This is a genomic window from Desulfovibrio inopinatus DSM 10711 (genome assembly GCF_000429305.1).
GTDB lineage: Bacteria > Desulfobacterota > Desulfovibrionia > Desulfovibrionales > Desulfovibrionaceae > Alteridesulfovibrio > Alteridesulfovibrio inopinatus.
Window position 1 is genome coordinate 51,317 of record NZ_KE386881.1, and the last position, 14,415, is coordinate 65,731.

The 14,415-nt window shown below is 48.2% G+C and carries 9 protein-coding genes and 1 tRNA gene; 3 read left to right on the top strand and 7 right to left on the bottom strand.

The window, feature by feature from the left end; translation table 11 throughout:
• Window positions 1-148 precede the first annotated feature (148 nt).
• Entirely contained in the window at window positions 149-658 is a 510-nt protein-coding gene (locus G451_RS0124785) for a transporter suffix domain-containing protein (RefSeq protein ID WP_027186343.1), read from the top strand.
• 113 nt (window positions 659-771) lie between these two features.
• Here G451_RS0124785 and G451_RS33355 read toward each other — a convergent pair whose 3' ends face one another.
• The 4 genes from G451_RS33355 to greA all read right to left on the bottom strand — a co-directional run bounded on the left by G451_RS33355 (window position 772) and on the right by greA (window position 6,093).
• The gene (locus G451_RS33355; protein ID WP_051261883.1) at window positions 772-1,872 is read right to left on the bottom strand and encodes a GGDEF domain-containing protein; all 1,101 of its coding nucleotides are present in this window, start codon (window positions 1,870-1,872) and stop codon (window positions 772-774) included.
• Between the two features lie 453 nt (window positions 1,873-2,325).
• Window positions 2,326-2,787: a PH domain-containing protein gene (locus G451_RS31610; RefSeq protein ID WP_034644000.1), complete on the bottom strand. Its 462-nt coding sequence runs from the start codon at window positions 2,785-2,787 to the stop codon at window positions 2,326-2,328.
• A 110-nt stretch (window positions 2,788-2,897) separates the two neighbouring features.
• Window positions 2,898-5,366, bottom strand: coding sequence for a heavy metal translocating P-type ATPase (locus G451_RS0124800; protein WP_027186344.1), 2,469 nt, complete (start codon window positions 5,364-5,366; stop codon window positions 2,898-2,900).
• A 226-nt stretch (window positions 5,367-5,592) separates the two neighbouring features.
• On the bottom strand, window positions 5,593-6,093 hold the full coding sequence (gene greA, locus G451_RS0124805) for a transcription elongation factor GreA (RefSeq protein ID WP_027186345.1): 501 nt from the start codon (window positions 6,091-6,093) through the stop codon (window positions 5,593-5,595).
• Between the two features lie 275 nt (window positions 6,094-6,368).
• Here greA and G451_RS0124815 point away from each other — a divergent pair.
• A tRNA-Pro gene (locus G451_RS0124815) sits at window positions 6,369-6,445 on the top strand.
• An 87-nt stretch (window positions 6,446-6,532) separates the two neighbouring features.
• Here G451_RS0124815 and G451_RS0124820 read toward each other — a convergent pair.
• Entirely contained in the window at window positions 6,533-8,086 is a 1,554-nt protein-coding gene (locus G451_RS0124820) for a hypothetical protein (protein ID WP_156921817.1), read from the bottom strand.
• A gap of 223 nt (window positions 8,087-8,309) precedes the next feature.
• Between G451_RS0124820 and G451_RS0124825 the strand changes: the two genes are divergently transcribed.
• Window positions 8,310-8,762, top strand: coding sequence for a nucleoside 2-deoxyribosyltransferase (locus G451_RS0124825; RefSeq protein ID WP_027186347.1), 453 nt, complete (start codon window positions 8,310-8,312; stop codon window positions 8,760-8,762).
• A 130-nt stretch (window positions 8,763-8,892) separates the two neighbouring features.
• Here G451_RS0124825 and G451_RS0124830 read toward each other — a convergent pair whose 3' ends face one another.
• Together G451_RS0124830 and G451_RS0124835 are read right to left on the bottom strand one after the other, a co-directional pair.
• The gene (locus tag G451_RS0124830; RefSeq protein ID WP_084448771.1) at window positions 8,893-11,013 is read right to left on the bottom strand and encodes a molybdopterin-containing oxidoreductase family protein; all 2,121 of its coding nucleotides are present in this window, start codon (window positions 11,011-11,013) and stop codon (window positions 8,893-8,895) included.
• Window positions 11,014-11,332: 319 nt separating this feature from the next.
• Window positions 11,333-14,398 carry an efflux RND transporter permease subunit gene (locus tag G451_RS0124835; protein WP_027186349.1) on the bottom strand — a complete coding sequence of 1,022 codons (3,066 nt, stop codon included), beginning with the start codon at window positions 14,396-14,398 and terminating at the stop codon, window positions 11,333-11,335.
• Window positions 14,399-14,415 lie beyond the last annotated feature (17 nt).

Genomic DNA, 14,415 nt, shown 5'->3' on the forward strand with positions numbered 1-14,415 from the left:
CAAAAACAAGAAAAAATCATGTAGATTGCACAAGAAAATGTGAGAGAGATCTCTGGAGTGTGACATAGCTGCCACAACGAAAAGATATTATTGTTGTGTATTCATCCAAAGATAAGTTGTTTTTTCTCAATATTCTATGGAGAGAAATATGAAGAGAGGTTGGAAATATTATACAGGGATCGGACTCTTGGCCTATAGTTGTTTGCCATTTTTGCTTGTCACGATACTTCCGTTCTTGGGGTTGTCTTTGGCGGAATCCGGAGCATTTGTATTGACCATACTTGCGACGGGGGAAGTGGCCTTCATCGGCGCAGCAGCACTTCTTGGCAAAGAATTTATTGCAGCCATAAAAACAAAAATCCTCAAAATTTTCCGACGTCCCCCTCTTCCTGAAAGCGAGTCCCAACCGATCAGTCGCACGCGTCACCGCGCTGGTATCACACTCTTCTTACTCAGTTTTCTCCCCCACTATGCCATTATTATTGATCTCTTCTTCTTTCCGCATACACCTGCCGAACTTTCCGTTCTGGCGTGGTTGCTTCTTGTCGGTGAGGCGTTCGGCATTGTTGGACTGACATTACTTGGGCGCTCGTTCTGGGATCGTCTCAATGCTCTCTTTCAGTGGCCTGGAGACGAGACAAAAAACATACTCCCCTGAACAACGTTACGTCATCGCTATTTGTAACAATACCGTCTGACGAAGAGGGGCAATTCCGCCTGTTACCAAAAGGAGGGAATGCACAGGGCAATCATATCAGACACGAAGTACAATCAATCCGATAAAATAATTTTATTCTTTCCAAGCTTCTTCGCTTTATAGAGCGCAGTGTCCGCACGGACAATAGCGTCATCGAATGTATGGTCCCGATCACAGTACTCTGTCAGTCCGACACTAATTGTAATTTTTATAGATTCATCCAGAAGCAGAGGCGTAGATTCTATTGAATTGCGAATGCGTTCTATAGCATTCAATGCTTCTCGAAGAGAAGAACCAGGGAGAATCATGATAAATTCATCTCCGCCAAACCGGCCCAGCACATCTGTCTTTCTCAATAAACTTCTTATAATATCTATAATATGCCGTATAGCTCGGTCACCAACAAGATGTCCATATCGATCATTGATTACTTTGAAATCGTCGATATCAAATATCGCAACCGATGTCTTCTCATCCGGCACACTACAATTTCCAACAAGTACATTCGCAATATCAAACAATTTCCTGCGATTAAAAACACCTGTCAAGGTATCATAATCACGTAACATTGCATTTTCTGTCGATGTAAGAAACAACTTTTGGTTGAGTTTATCGAGAACATACGACAGAAACATAGTCGTTATCACTGCTGGCCATATTATCGTGTTATAGATTGGCAAATCTAAACCTTGAAGATGCATAAAATACGAGAGAATAACCGGGTACAAAACGAGAATCAGCATTGTCACGACGACAACACCTAACGGCAAAAACAAGCATGCCAATGGTGAAAAAATATACCAATACAAAAAACCTGGAATACCATGTATAAATCCATCACGGAGAGACCGTAACACAAGAATAAAGAGATGCAATTCCACGAGAGACACAACAAAAAAGACGGCACTATAAAAATGCGTCCTTGTAGTTTTAACGAACAATACAGCGAAAGAAAGCAAAAAGACCAAACACATAAGAAGCCGTATCTTCAATGTGTCCATAGCACTCGCACTGTCAATAACCCAGTCCCATCCCCACAGTGAGAAGACGAGTATAATTCCTCCAATCGGCAATACTCTATAAAAATCGGCATAACGATCAATCTTCCATCGTCTATACTCGTCTTTTTGAACCGTATAGATATTCAACAACAATCTCAAAAAATTATTATTCATAGGCAACCCTAAAAAATCGTCCAATAAGAAAATACGAACTGTAATTCATCATATTCACTGTCATACCTATTACTTTCAATATTACGTTCTCTTTAACAGGTCAAACGCAGAAAACATCGCCTTCATAGACAATAAGGTCAATAAAGACTTGAATTATTAGAGAGGAACACAAGGAGCAGGCAGGAGAGATTCAAAATACAAAAGAAAGAGTTCCGTTGAGTATCAAGTGCCAGGACGGCACAAATCGAATCACGTTCTTCTTTCACCAGAGGACGGCGACATACCCCAGAATCCAATGGAAGAATGTGACTGTCGCCGTAATACCGTTACGTGGCGGAGACAATTCTACTATGACAACTATTTAAAATAGAAAAGCTAATCACATCTATTGAAACAATGAAACGATCATTGTCTCGCTTAACCGTACGACGATGTTACAAAATTTTTACATTCTCAATGCAGTGCGGCAAGAAACCCCGCAGGATCTTCAGGTGAAAGCAAAAGCGCGTACCCCTGACGCGTTGGAATATAAACGGCTCGCGTGGCATCAGTCAGAAAAAGAAGCCCTTTTTGCCTTCCTTGCGGTGTACTCAAGGAGAACCACCCGGACTTAAGACCTGACATACTGACCCCATTGCGCTTCGCTCTGATACGTACCGGAGCGTCTTTCCCCATCGTTATCTTTAACGCTTCATCAAGAATCAAGTCGCGAAGAGGAATAGAACGGCCATAAAATCCCCCATGGATAACGAGTTCGTTCTGACTGACCTCGAATGAAGCACGGAGCGCAGACTTGACCATATACTGTACAAAAAAAAATGCTGCGATAATCAAGACAGCAGCCGATCCCATCACCACATACACCCACCAGGTTCTTGCTGCGCTTGGAGCGATCTGAAAAATATGAGTTTCCATAACGTCCCTCCTTCATCGGGAACATATTTATGACGAAGTATATTTCGACATTTTGATTTCAACAAGGGAGGGGGTACGCCCCTCTTCACGCACTGTCCTTACGCTCACCATTATCCCTTGAAGAATCGTAAACGCAACGCATTACTTACGACAGAAACCGAACTCAACGCCATGGCCGCCCCGGCTATCATTGGGTTGAGTGTGGGCCCACCGTAAATATGGAGAACTCCAGCGGCAACAGGAATACCAAGAACATTATAGGCAAACGCCCAAAACAAATTTTGTTTGATATTGGCAATCGTGGCTCGGCTCAGTTTCAGGGCGGTCACGACGCCATGAAGATCCCCGCGCATGACAACAATATCACCGGCTTCAATCGCCACATCAATCCCCGTCCCCATACTGATACCAACATCGGCCGTGGCTAATGCCGGAGCATCATTGACACCATCGCCAACCATGGCGGTCTGCGCGCCTTCCGCTTTGAGTTCAGCGACTTTGTCGGCTTTCCCCTCTGGACGAACTTCCGCAAACACCTGATCGATACCAGCCTGCGCGGCTACGGCTTCAGCCGTTTTGCGCATGTCCCCCGTCAGCATGACGACACGCAACCCCATATCATGTAATTGACGAACAACCTCGATTGCCTCGGGCTTGAGGGTATCGGCAATCGCCAGACACGCGACGTGAGCTCCCTCAATGGCAACATGGACAGGTGTCTGGCCGAGTTCAGCCGCAGCTTCCGCAGCGCGGACATCAATGGGGTCGATATGCTCTTCACGTAAAAATGCCGCCGTGCCAACGAGAATGGCCTTGCCGTCAACCACGGCACGAATACCCTTGCCGGATACGGCTTCGAAATCCGTTGGTTTGGAAAACGTCAATTGCTGTTCCGTCGCAGCCCGCACCATAGCTTGGGCGAGAGGATGCTCGGACAAATCTTCAGCCGAAGCGGCTAGACGTAAAATATCGGTTTCTGAAAAATCCGCCCCACCCGCCAAAGAGATCGCAGCAACGGTCGGTTTTCCTTGGGTCAAGGTGCCGGTTTTGTCGAACACAAGAGCGTTTGTACGGCCAGCCTGCTCCAGAGCAACACCGCTTTTGATCAAAACCCCAAGACGTGCGCCGCGTCCAGTACCTACCATAATCGATGTCGGGGTTGCCAATCCCATGGCGCACGGGCAGGCAATGACCATCACGCTGATAAAAATACGAAGCGCAAAGGAAAAATCCGCGCCCCCAATGAAATACCAGGCCAAACCGCTCACAGCGGCAATCCCCATAACGATCGGCACAAAGTAAAGGCTGACCGTATCGGCCAAGCGGGCAATAGGCGCTTTGGAACCTTGGGCCTCCCGCACGAGCCGGACAATACGAGCCAGCACCGTATCCGCGCCAACTTTTTCGGCACGCATGACCAACATGCCCTGCCCATTCAGCGTTCCCCCGGCAAGCTTGTCGCCAATGGTTTTGGTCACCGGCATAGACTCTCCCGTCAGCATGGACTCATCAACGCCGGACTTGCCTTCGAGAATTTCACCATCGACAGGAATTCGTTCTCCAGGACGAATAAGAATTTGGTCTCCTGGTTTGAGACTCTCCACAGGAACTGGACGTTTTTCGTCACCATCGACAAGGGTTGCCGTGTCTGGGGCAAGTTGCATGAGTGCGGCAACGGCGTCGCCGGCTTTCACTTTGGAGCGTCCTTCAAAGTATTTCCCTAAGGAAATCAACGCCACGATGACTGCCGCAGATTCAAAATACAAATCTCCGGCTTTTGCCACGGGATCGACACCAAGAAGAATTTCAATCAGATTCCACGTACTATAAATATATGCCGCTCCTGTACCCACAGCAATCAAGGAGTCCATATTGGGCGATCCGGCAAAAAACGCCTTGCTCCCATCAACATAAAAACGCCGTCCCACAAGAAGAATGGGTGTAACGAGAAGGAATTGGATCAGAGCAAAGCTCAACGGGGACTTCTGCGGTTGTAAGAATGTCGGGAGTGGCAAACCGACCATGTGTCCCATGGAGATGGCAAACACCGCGGCGGCTAGCAGGAGCAAAGGAATCAGGTCGCGACGTTGCTTGGCCAAGCGTGCGGCGGTATCACGTTTCTGCTCTTCAAATATCGCCTCATCATTGCCGTCGGCAATAGGCTCGGCGGTAAAGCCAAGTCCTTGTATTCGCTGAACGATGGAATCTACGGAGACGTCGGGATCAGCTTTGATTTCCGCTGTTTCCGCGGCCAAACTCACCTGAACGTCTTGCACGCCGTCCATGGCCGAGACAATCCGTTCGATGCGGCTGGAACAGGCAGCGCAGTGCATCCCCCCAATAGTAAACCGAAGAGAACCATGCGTCTCGGGAACATGCCCCAGTTCGAAGCCTATAGCCTTGACCTTATCGGCAATCGCGTTGAAATCCGTCATATTCGGATCAAAATCAACATCAAGCGATTCCGACCCAAAGCTGACGGAGGCATCGTGAACTCCATCCATGGCCGAAACCACTTTCTGAATACGAGCTGCGCAGGAGGCACAGCTCATGCCTTTGACGGGAGCACGTTTCTGCATATCGAGCCTCTGGGAAATACCCTGAAGAATTGAATCTGACGCCGCGATCGGCTGAGAATCCATATCAATTACTGAAATCTTGTAAGACGGAAATCAGCGAGGGACAAGGGAGATTACGCAAAAAGAAGCGTAACATCCCTCTCCACACGACATGAAGCAAAAAAGAACGGAAGCGAAAGCGGGAGCATGATCGCTCCCGCCGGTCAGAAAAAAGGAAGGCGGTGGATTAACTGGCGGCGAGTGCGGTTTTACCTTCTCCAAGAAATTCGATAGCGGTGATTTCGTAGTTAATTTTCCCCCGAGGGGCATTCACGATGATATCGTCGCCTTCTTCCTTACCCAAAAGGGCCTGTCCCACAGGAGATTGAATGGAAATGCTCCCGTTGTTGGGCTCTGCCTCATCGGGTCCAAGCAACGTATAGCGTTTGGTCTCCCCGGTATCGACATTCTCGATTTCCACTGTGGCACCGAAGAGAACGGTCTCTCCATCGAGCGTATCAAGGTCAACGACCTGACACGTCGCCAGACGAGACTCAATATATTTGATGCGGGCTTCGAGCAGTCCCTGCCGTTCGCGGGCTGCCTCGTAGCCGGCATTTTCGCGCAAATCACCTTCCTCGCGCGCCACTTTAATGGCTTCGATGACTTCAGGCCGCTCTTCTTTGAGCCGATCCAATTCGCGTTCCAGGTTGCGAAATCCGGTTTTCGAGATGGGAATGCGTTCCATTGTAGTCCTTGTAAACGTGGTTTTCCTGGTTATTGAATAAAAAAAACCAGCCCGTCCGACATACGTTGCCGGGCGGAGCTGCCAATTGTTGCTATGACGAGGTTTTCTTTTTACGCATCAAGATGGTATCTCGTCAAGATGGGCAAAAAAAGTTCGATTTGGGCGATGCCCTTTTCATGTGGTCTTTCTTCGCCCTGGACATAAGTATTGGCCAAAAAAATCCACACAACACTCTTGCATATTATTTTATTCTGCCATATATGAAAGGGCTCACTCGGGGTGTGGCGCAGTCTGGTAGCGCGCCTGCTTTGGGAGCAGGATGCCGGGGGTTCGAATCCCTTCACCCCGACCATAAATTTTTAAGAAAAACGGCTTGTTGGCGAAACACACCAACAAGCCGTTTTTTTTGGCTCTCCACGTTGCCATACCCATGCTGAGACTATTGGAGTTTTCTCATCAAATAGACACCATGACTCAGAACGAGCAAAGCCAAAAAACTCGAGTCGATCGACGGCATTGTTGGGAAAACTGGCGTAGTGCTTTCAATGGCCAGCATCAGCGAACCTGGCCCAATGTTCGACAAAGACTTAAAAAGCAACTGAAAATACGACACAAGCAGCATGCTGGTAAAAACAAGGTTCTGAAGTCGTGTAAGATCAAGGTGACCTTGACGAGGCTTATCCGCATCAAAAAACAAATCAGTAACCCGCGGCTTCTCCGCCCAATTCATAGAAGAAGCTGATCCAGCACTCACTCCTTCCAGATTCATACGGGATTTTTGTCCCGAACAGACAGCACTCAAAAAAGGAGAGCCTGCGGTAATACCGAGCAAAATCCAAAGATCAAAATCCATCCTTGGAAATAAGAGCAACCGATCAATAACGACTTGATATTCTTTCCCACTATCAATCAATTGCTGAAGAATCACCTTAATTCCAGCAAAAACACCAATATTGAACATCGCAAGCGTTATGTATCCCCCAAGAAGCAAAATCGTCCAACTCACCGCTTGAAAGCGCGAGAGACTCATACGGTTATTCTGTGGATCGATAAACACCGCCAAAATATTTCCTTTCGCCGCCAGACCCACTCCTCCAAGGAGACTGGCAATAGACACCATAAGGGCAATAAAGGGAATCAAGAGGCTTACATTAAGTTTTCCAGATAAATAATAGTCCTGCCCTTCGATCCATGGAAGCCAATTCTTACTGAACACTTCCTCTTTAGCCTTCTCCCAAAGAGTGCAACACGATTTTGAATCACCGCTAGGCTCATGCTCGCGGCACCTCCACTTTTCGTTTAGAAGCCCAGTGGAAACATCCATCCCAGTAAGAATATTTTGAGTATCTATACTACAGGCTTTGGCGCCTTCCATAAATTCGAATTCATTGACGCGAAGCCGGCTTAAGTTACCAATTTGCATTGTGGAGAATGAAACAACAAGAAAAAACAAGAGAGCAGCAATACAGATACACGCTCCCCATAACTTATACTTCGGCGGCACCGCGACACTTTTCTGTTCTGAAAGCTTTGAAGTAAAAAGGAGTGAGCCATAGGCCATAGGCTTGTCTGAACACGCAAAAAGATACAGCGACTCTACTTTTTGGGGCGTGTTTTTATCTCTGAGCGGACCGAATCGCTTCACTTTCTCGAAATCGCTGTAATCCCATGTTCTAAAGGCGAGTGGCGGGTCATTCGGCTGAATACCATCAATGGACGGCCATAATAACAGGCCAGGATACGGATTCTTTTGAATTGGCTGCGAATACTCATCACGTACGATGCCCCGGACAGCATCGGCAACAGCATCTTTTCCTCTTTCCGGAAGATCAACCCCTGTGCTAAAATCACGACCGTCCACATGGCGAATCGCTCGACAAAGTGCGAGTAAAATATCAGATTGTTGTTCCAGGGAAATCCCTGTGTCAAAACTGAGATCTTTCACCTCCGCCCACACTATCTTTTCACATTCAGCGGATGAAAGAGACATCATATACCTCCTTTCATACTCTCCAAATATTCTTCTGCCATATACAAAACATTACACGTCCAGAATTATTGAATAGCAAAACAACATCAACAGAATTTTAGCCAATCGCCAATATGCAATAGCTAATCAAAAATTTCAATACGACAAACTTATAACGCAACATCTAGGCTTTATTTCGACATCCCAAACCTCCTATCGCATGAAACTTTCACAAGGAACGATCCGTATGAAAACAATCTATCAAGCCGGCCCACTGTTTACAGAAGCTGAACAACACTGGCATCGCGGGCTCAAAAACACGCTCGAAAAACATCTTACCACTCACAATCTCGCTTGGCGGGTCGTTTGGCCGTTTGAGTTGTTTCCATCGAACGTGCTCGATGCATTGTCCGATGAGGACAAAAAGCACCACATCTGCCAAGGCTGCATCGACAGTCTTAAAAATGCCGACATGGTCATTGCTCTCCTGGATGGTACACAAGTCGATGATGGTACCGCCTTCGAGATCGGTTACTTCAAAGCCCTCAACAAAGGCCCCATTTACGGTATCCGGACCGACTTCAGAAACGGCGGAGACACGGCCAATTCTCTTGTCAATTGCATGATCGAGAGTTCGTTAGACGAACTGTTTCGATCTCAGACAGACTTATTGGCGTTTCTACAGGAAAGATTTGAATAAATAGGGCAAGATGAAAATGCCCGAAGTAGAGAGAGATATATCAGAGCGTTTGAAAGAAATCGCTATATCATCACAACAACGGGCAATCATCAGAGACTGCCCGTTGTTGTATCTTTTGCTTCTTCCTCACTTACACCGGCTCAACCCGGCACAGTGAGCATTTCAGTGGTTCTGCTCCACAATCAGGGTCGAAATGATCGTGGCCGAAGAGCAGATTGACGTTGCGTTCTTTCCAATTATGACCCGGTCCCGGGGCTTTGGGGTACCACCAGCCATAGTCGGCATTGACGACATCTTCTTGCAGACCATCATCGACTTTAGCGAATAGTTTCACTTCGCCGTATGGTGTGGAGACTTTGACTTCGGCTCCTTCTTCGATACCGAGCTTTTCCAATGCAGCCGGATGCATCGCTATGCGGGGTTCGGGACACATTTTCCGCAATGATGAAATCTGACGGCCTTCCGAGTGGAAAAACGGTAAGATTTTACAGCCAGTCATGAGGATAAACGGATAATCCTTGGCGATATCAGGGGTGGACACGGGCGACAATGGAGGTTCCACGAATTTGGGGAGCGGTGGCCGGCTTTCAAGGATAAGCGGGAAACAGAATATCTGGACCCGCTTTGATTCTGTGGGAAATCCTTCAAAGAAGTATTTATCATAGCGCATTTTCCCCATCACAATGCCCTTTTCGGCAAACTCGTCAAAACTCATCCCCGAAGGCTCAAGTACCCATTCCAGATAGGCATTCCAATCTTTCCAGGGAAAGGCTTCACTTAAGCCGAGTCGATTGGCCAACTCAAGAATGACGTCCCGGTCATCTCGCGCTTCACCGACTTGCATGATTTTCTTTCTGGCCAGCACACACCAGATTTTGTGGAAATGCACGACATCATCCTGTTCCAGCCAGTGAGCTGCCGGCAAAACCAGGTCGGCGAGTTCCGCTGTCGGCGTCATAAAGAAATCTGAAACCACCGTGAATTCAATATGTTCACGCAAAGCCGTTTCAATGTGATCGCCTCGGGTAGCTGTCAGGAGCGGATTTGTGCCGACAAGCCAGACAGCTCGTGGTCGATAGGGTTCTCCACTTAAGCACGCATCCCAAAATGTCGGCTGGTGACACCCTGGTCCAAAAGGAAATCGTCCGGCCCCGATCATTTTGGCTTTTTGCTTCTTGCTCAAAAACTGCATTCCAAGGACGCTTTTGTCCTCTTGCGGTGACTTGCAACGTATTTTTGCCGGTGGCACCCACTGCACCATGCCCCCCGGAACATCGAGACTTCCGGTCAGCGTCATGAGCATCAGAATAGCGCGGCTTGTCTGAAAGGCGTTTATACTCGTGTCGATACCATTCCCCCACAAATAGCACGGAGGATTCGCCTTCGCCATGATTCTGGCGGCTTGACGGATATCGTCAGCCGGTACTCGGGTGATGTCTTCGGCCCATTCCGGAGTGTACGACTCAACATGCTCTTCCACGTCGTCGAACCCAAAGCAATGCCGTTTCGCGAACTTCTTGTCATAGAGTTCTTCGGTCACGATGACATGAAGGAGTGCCAACGCCAGAGCGCATTCCGTCCCCGGTCGAAGTTGCAAATGCAGTGATGCCGAAGCCGCAGTCTTTGTTCGCCGCGGGTCGATGACGATCACATCCTTGGCTTCCTTCATCGCTCGCTTGACCATATCCCCACACATACCGTCGGCAGCGCCCGTATCCGGAGAATTACATCCCCAAAGGACGATGCATTCAGGATACTTGCCACCACCTCCGTAAATGTCGGCAATAGGAAGCCAACCCACGGTCAATTCCGCAGCAATATTGCGTGGTAAGAAACAATTGTGCCCAGGAGTAACGAAATTCGGCGATCCCAGAGCATGAATGAATCGGCCAGTAAATTCCGTATACGGCCGCCCTGTCCCCTGGCACAAAGCGATATATTCCGGACCGGATTCCTTTCGTATGGTATCGAATTTTTCGACCATGAGCGAAATGGCTTCGTCCCAGCCGATTTGCTCCCATTTTCCACTCCCACGTGGACCAACTCGACGCATGGGGTGACGAATTCTGTCTGGATGATTCGCTAATTCAATACCTGCAGCGCCTTTGGGACAGAGATACCCTTTGCTCGTCGGACTGTCGGGATCTCCGGTAATCTTTATAGGGTTGCCGGCCTCGTCGAGGTGCACCAGAACCTGACATACTCCATGGCAACCACGGCATGATGTTCGAACAATATGATCCGTTTCCATTTCGCCTCCAAAATCAATTCGATGTATATGCAACTTTCTGTGTCGGGAGGGGGAGGACTCCGGCTGCGCTGCACTCGTGTGGCATTGACGTCTTTGCACGTCAATGCCACACGAGTGCAGGGAATCTGTGTAAACCTTGAGCGATTCCAATGTGATACTACAAAAAAAAGATACTATCAGTCACTTTCGGTAACTGCAAATATCCTCCTCTTCCAGGATGCAACCCCAAGAGGGGCTTGTCGTATCAGATACTTTCCCCATCAAAAAGATACGGCCGGAAAAGAAACTCTTTCCCGGCCGCTCATAAAGATTTCCGTTTTTACGCTTTGCCTTCCGCTTTCTTCGGAGACAGTTTGGTCTGTAATTGGTCAAGGTAGGTGTACATGACCGGCGTCAGGAAGAGCGTTACGACCTGCGAAATAACGAGCCCCCCGGCCACGCACAACCCGAGAGGTTGTCTTGACGTTCCACCGGCTCCAAATCCAATGGCAATGGGCATAATACCGGCAATAGCAGCAACCGTCGTCATCATAATCGGACGAAAACGGACGACACATCCTTGGAAAACCGCTTCAAAAGGAGTCTTCCCTTGGTGTTCGGTCTCAATGGCAAAGTCGATAACCATAATGGCGTTTTTCTTGACGATACCAATCAACATGATGATACCGACAAACCCATACAGGTCCAACTCACGACCAAAGAAGAGCAACGTCACCAGGCCACCAAATGCCGCTGATGGCAAACCCGACAAAATGGTAATCGGATGAATGAACGATTCGTAGAGCATCCCGAGAATGATATAAATGACAACAACGGCCAAAAATAACAGGAACGGGACACTATTCATGGATTCCGAGAATGCCGTCGCCTGCCCTTCAAAAAGATACGTAATATCGGCAGGTAACTCATTGGCCGCTTTTCCTTTCAAAGCTGCCATCGCCTGACTCAACGAATACCCTGGAGCTGTGTTGAACGACAGCGTGACAGACGTCAACTGTCCGGTATGGTTTACCACCAGCGGTCCGAGAGCTTCTGTGATCTTCACCAAGTTCGATAACGGAACAAGAACACCGTCGCTTGACGTCACATATAACTTATCCAGCAACCCGGGATCAGTCTGAAACTCGGGAGCCACTTCAATGACAACCTTGTATGTATCCGTTGTACCATACAAGTTGGTCAACTGCCGAGACGAGTACGCAGTCTTGAGAGCTGTTTCAATGGCATCGGCCGTTATCCCCAAAGAGTTGGCTCGGTCACGATTGATGTCGAGCTTAAGACGCAAACCATTGCCTTGCATGTCCGAAGCAACGTCTGCCAGTTCAGGCATCTTCGACATACTTTCTTTGAATTGGTTGGCCATCGAATACAATTCATCAATATCCTGACCCTGCAATGTAAACTGATACTGACTCTTTGTTGTTTTCCCACCAATCTGAATGGCTGGTGGGTTATACATAAACACAAAGACACCCGGTATCGAATTCACTTTCGGGTAGAGGCTGGCGATGATTTGATCGGCCGTAAAATGTTGCGGACGTTTGCTTTGCGGTTTGGTGATGGGGAAGAAGGCCATCTGGTTCATGGACGAGTTGGGGCCAGCGACACCGACAACCCCGACCGAACATACCATATTGGGGTCTTGTCCGATGATCGTGCCAATCTTCTTCATACGCTCGCGCATGATGTCATACGATGCGCTTTGCTCGGACTGAGCGAAGCCATAGAAAAAGCCGGCGTCGGTCGGCGGAATGAAGCCCGCAGGCACAACCGTAAACAACCATAACGTGACACCCAACAGGACAAAGGAAAAGATCAGCGTGATAAAGCGCCAACGCAATGCAAAATGAAGCGCCTTCTCATAGCCCTTTTCCAGCATTCCAAAAATGGGGTCGCTTTCCGCTATTTTACGTTTTGAGCTGAGAAGCCGACTGCACAACATCGGCGTAAAACTCAGTGTCACAAACCCGGAGACAAAGATAGCCGATGTAATCGTCACCGCCATCTCGTTGAGAATACGACCAAGAATACCGGCCATAAACATGATGGGGACAAAAACAACAGCAAGCGACAACGTCATGGAGAGAATGGTAAAACCGATCTGACGAGCCCCTTCGAGCGAGGCTTGCATGGGGGTTTTGCCCATCTCCATATGACGAAACACGTTTTCAATCATGACGATGGCGTCGTCCACAACAAACCCAACGGCCAGAATAAGCGCCATGGCAGACAAGTTGTCCAAGGAGAAACCAAGGACATCCATGGCGGCAAACGTCCCAATGATAGACGCAGGTAATGCCATTGCTGCGATAAATGTCGCCGTGACGTTGCGTAAAAACATAAAGACGACAAGAACAACAAGTCCGACCGAAAGAAGCAATGTAAAGACAACATCATTGATGGACTCGGAAATAGATTCCGACCCAGAATAAATTGTATCGAGGGTGATACTTTGCGGAAGTGTACTTTTTATTTCAGGCAATAAATCAAGTACGGATTGCACCACCGCCACAGTATTACTGCCAGTTTGACGTTTGATGGCGATGATGATGGAGTGTTTATCATTATAGAAGCAGGTGATTCGATTATTTAGCGTTGAATCAATGGTGTTCCCAATGTCACGAATACGGATGGGCTGTTTCTCACGATAGGCCACAATCTGTTTATTGTAGGCAGCGGCGTCGTGCAACTGTCCATCAGCCTTAATCGTATAAAGCTTATTCGGCCCATAAAGTGAGCCTGTGGGCAACATGACGGTTTCATTCTCAATCGCATCAGCAACTGTATCAATACCAAGTCCACGAGCGGCAAGCTGATCGGGACTCAATTGGATGCGTGGAGAATACGTTTGGTCACCGTAAATATCGACCTCGGCCACGCCTGAAATCATGGAAATACGTTGAGAAACATATGTTTTGGCATACCCCGTCACTTTGAATAACGGGAGTGAATCGCTCGATATTCGCAAGAACAACACGGGAGAATCCGCGGGGTTAACTTTCGTGTATGTTGGTGGATTCGGCATACCCGAAGGAAGATCCCCCTGTGCGGCATTGATCTTCGTCATGACATCAGTGCCAGCGGCATCGACGTCGCGATCAAGATCAAATTGCAGAGTAATGGATGTCGAACCGAGCGAGTTGGTTGAACTCATGGAATTGAGTCCGGATATTGAGGAGAATTGTCGCTCCAACGGGGTGGCGATCGATGACGCCATAGTTTCTGGATCGGCGCCAGGAAGTGACGCGTTCACGACAATTGTGGGAAATTCGATGTTCGGCATCTCGCTGACAGGCAAATTGAAATACGAATTGATGCCGAAAAAAATCAGGCCGAACATCACCAGGCAGGTGGCAACCGGCCGTTTGATAAACAAATCGGTCATGGGAAACGGCCCCCTTG

What these genes read in the sequence shown, in the direction of transcription:
- G451_RS0124785 (WP_027186343.1), top strand. Translation starts at nt 149, where the DNA reads ATGAAGAGAGGTTGGAAATATTATACAGGGATCGGACTCTTGGCCTAT.
- G451_RS33355 (WP_051261883.1), bottom strand. Translation starts at nt 1,872, where the DNA reads ATGAATAATAATTTTTTGAGATTGTTGTTGAATATCTATACGGTTCAA.
- G451_RS31610 (WP_034644000.1), bottom strand. Translation starts at nt 2,787, where the DNA reads ATGGAAACTCATATTTTTCAGATCGCTCCAAGCGCAGCAAGAACCTGG.
- G451_RS0124800 (WP_027186344.1), bottom strand. Translation starts at nt 5,366, where the DNA reads ATGCAGAAACGTGCTCCCGTCAAAGGCATGAGCTGTGCCTCCTGCGCA.
- greA (WP_027186345.1), bottom strand. Translation starts at nt 6,093, where the DNA reads ATGGAACGCATTCCCATCTCGAAAACCGGATTTCGCAACCTGGAACGC.
- G451_RS0124820 (WP_156921817.1), bottom strand. Translation starts at nt 8,086, where the DNA reads ATGATGTCTCTTTCATCCGCTGAATGTGAAAAGATAGTGTGGGCGGAG.
- G451_RS0124825 (WP_027186347.1), top strand. Translation starts at nt 8,310, where the DNA reads ATGAAAACAATCTATCAAGCCGGCCCACTGTTTACAGAAGCTGAACAA.
- G451_RS0124830 (WP_084448771.1), bottom strand. Translation starts at nt 11,013, where the DNA reads ATGGAAACGGATCATATTGTTCGAACATCATGCCGTGGTTGCCATGGA.
- G451_RS0124835 (WP_027186349.1), bottom strand. Translation starts at nt 14,398, where the DNA reads ATGACCGATTTGTTTATCAAACGGCCGGTTGCCACCTGCCTGGTGATG.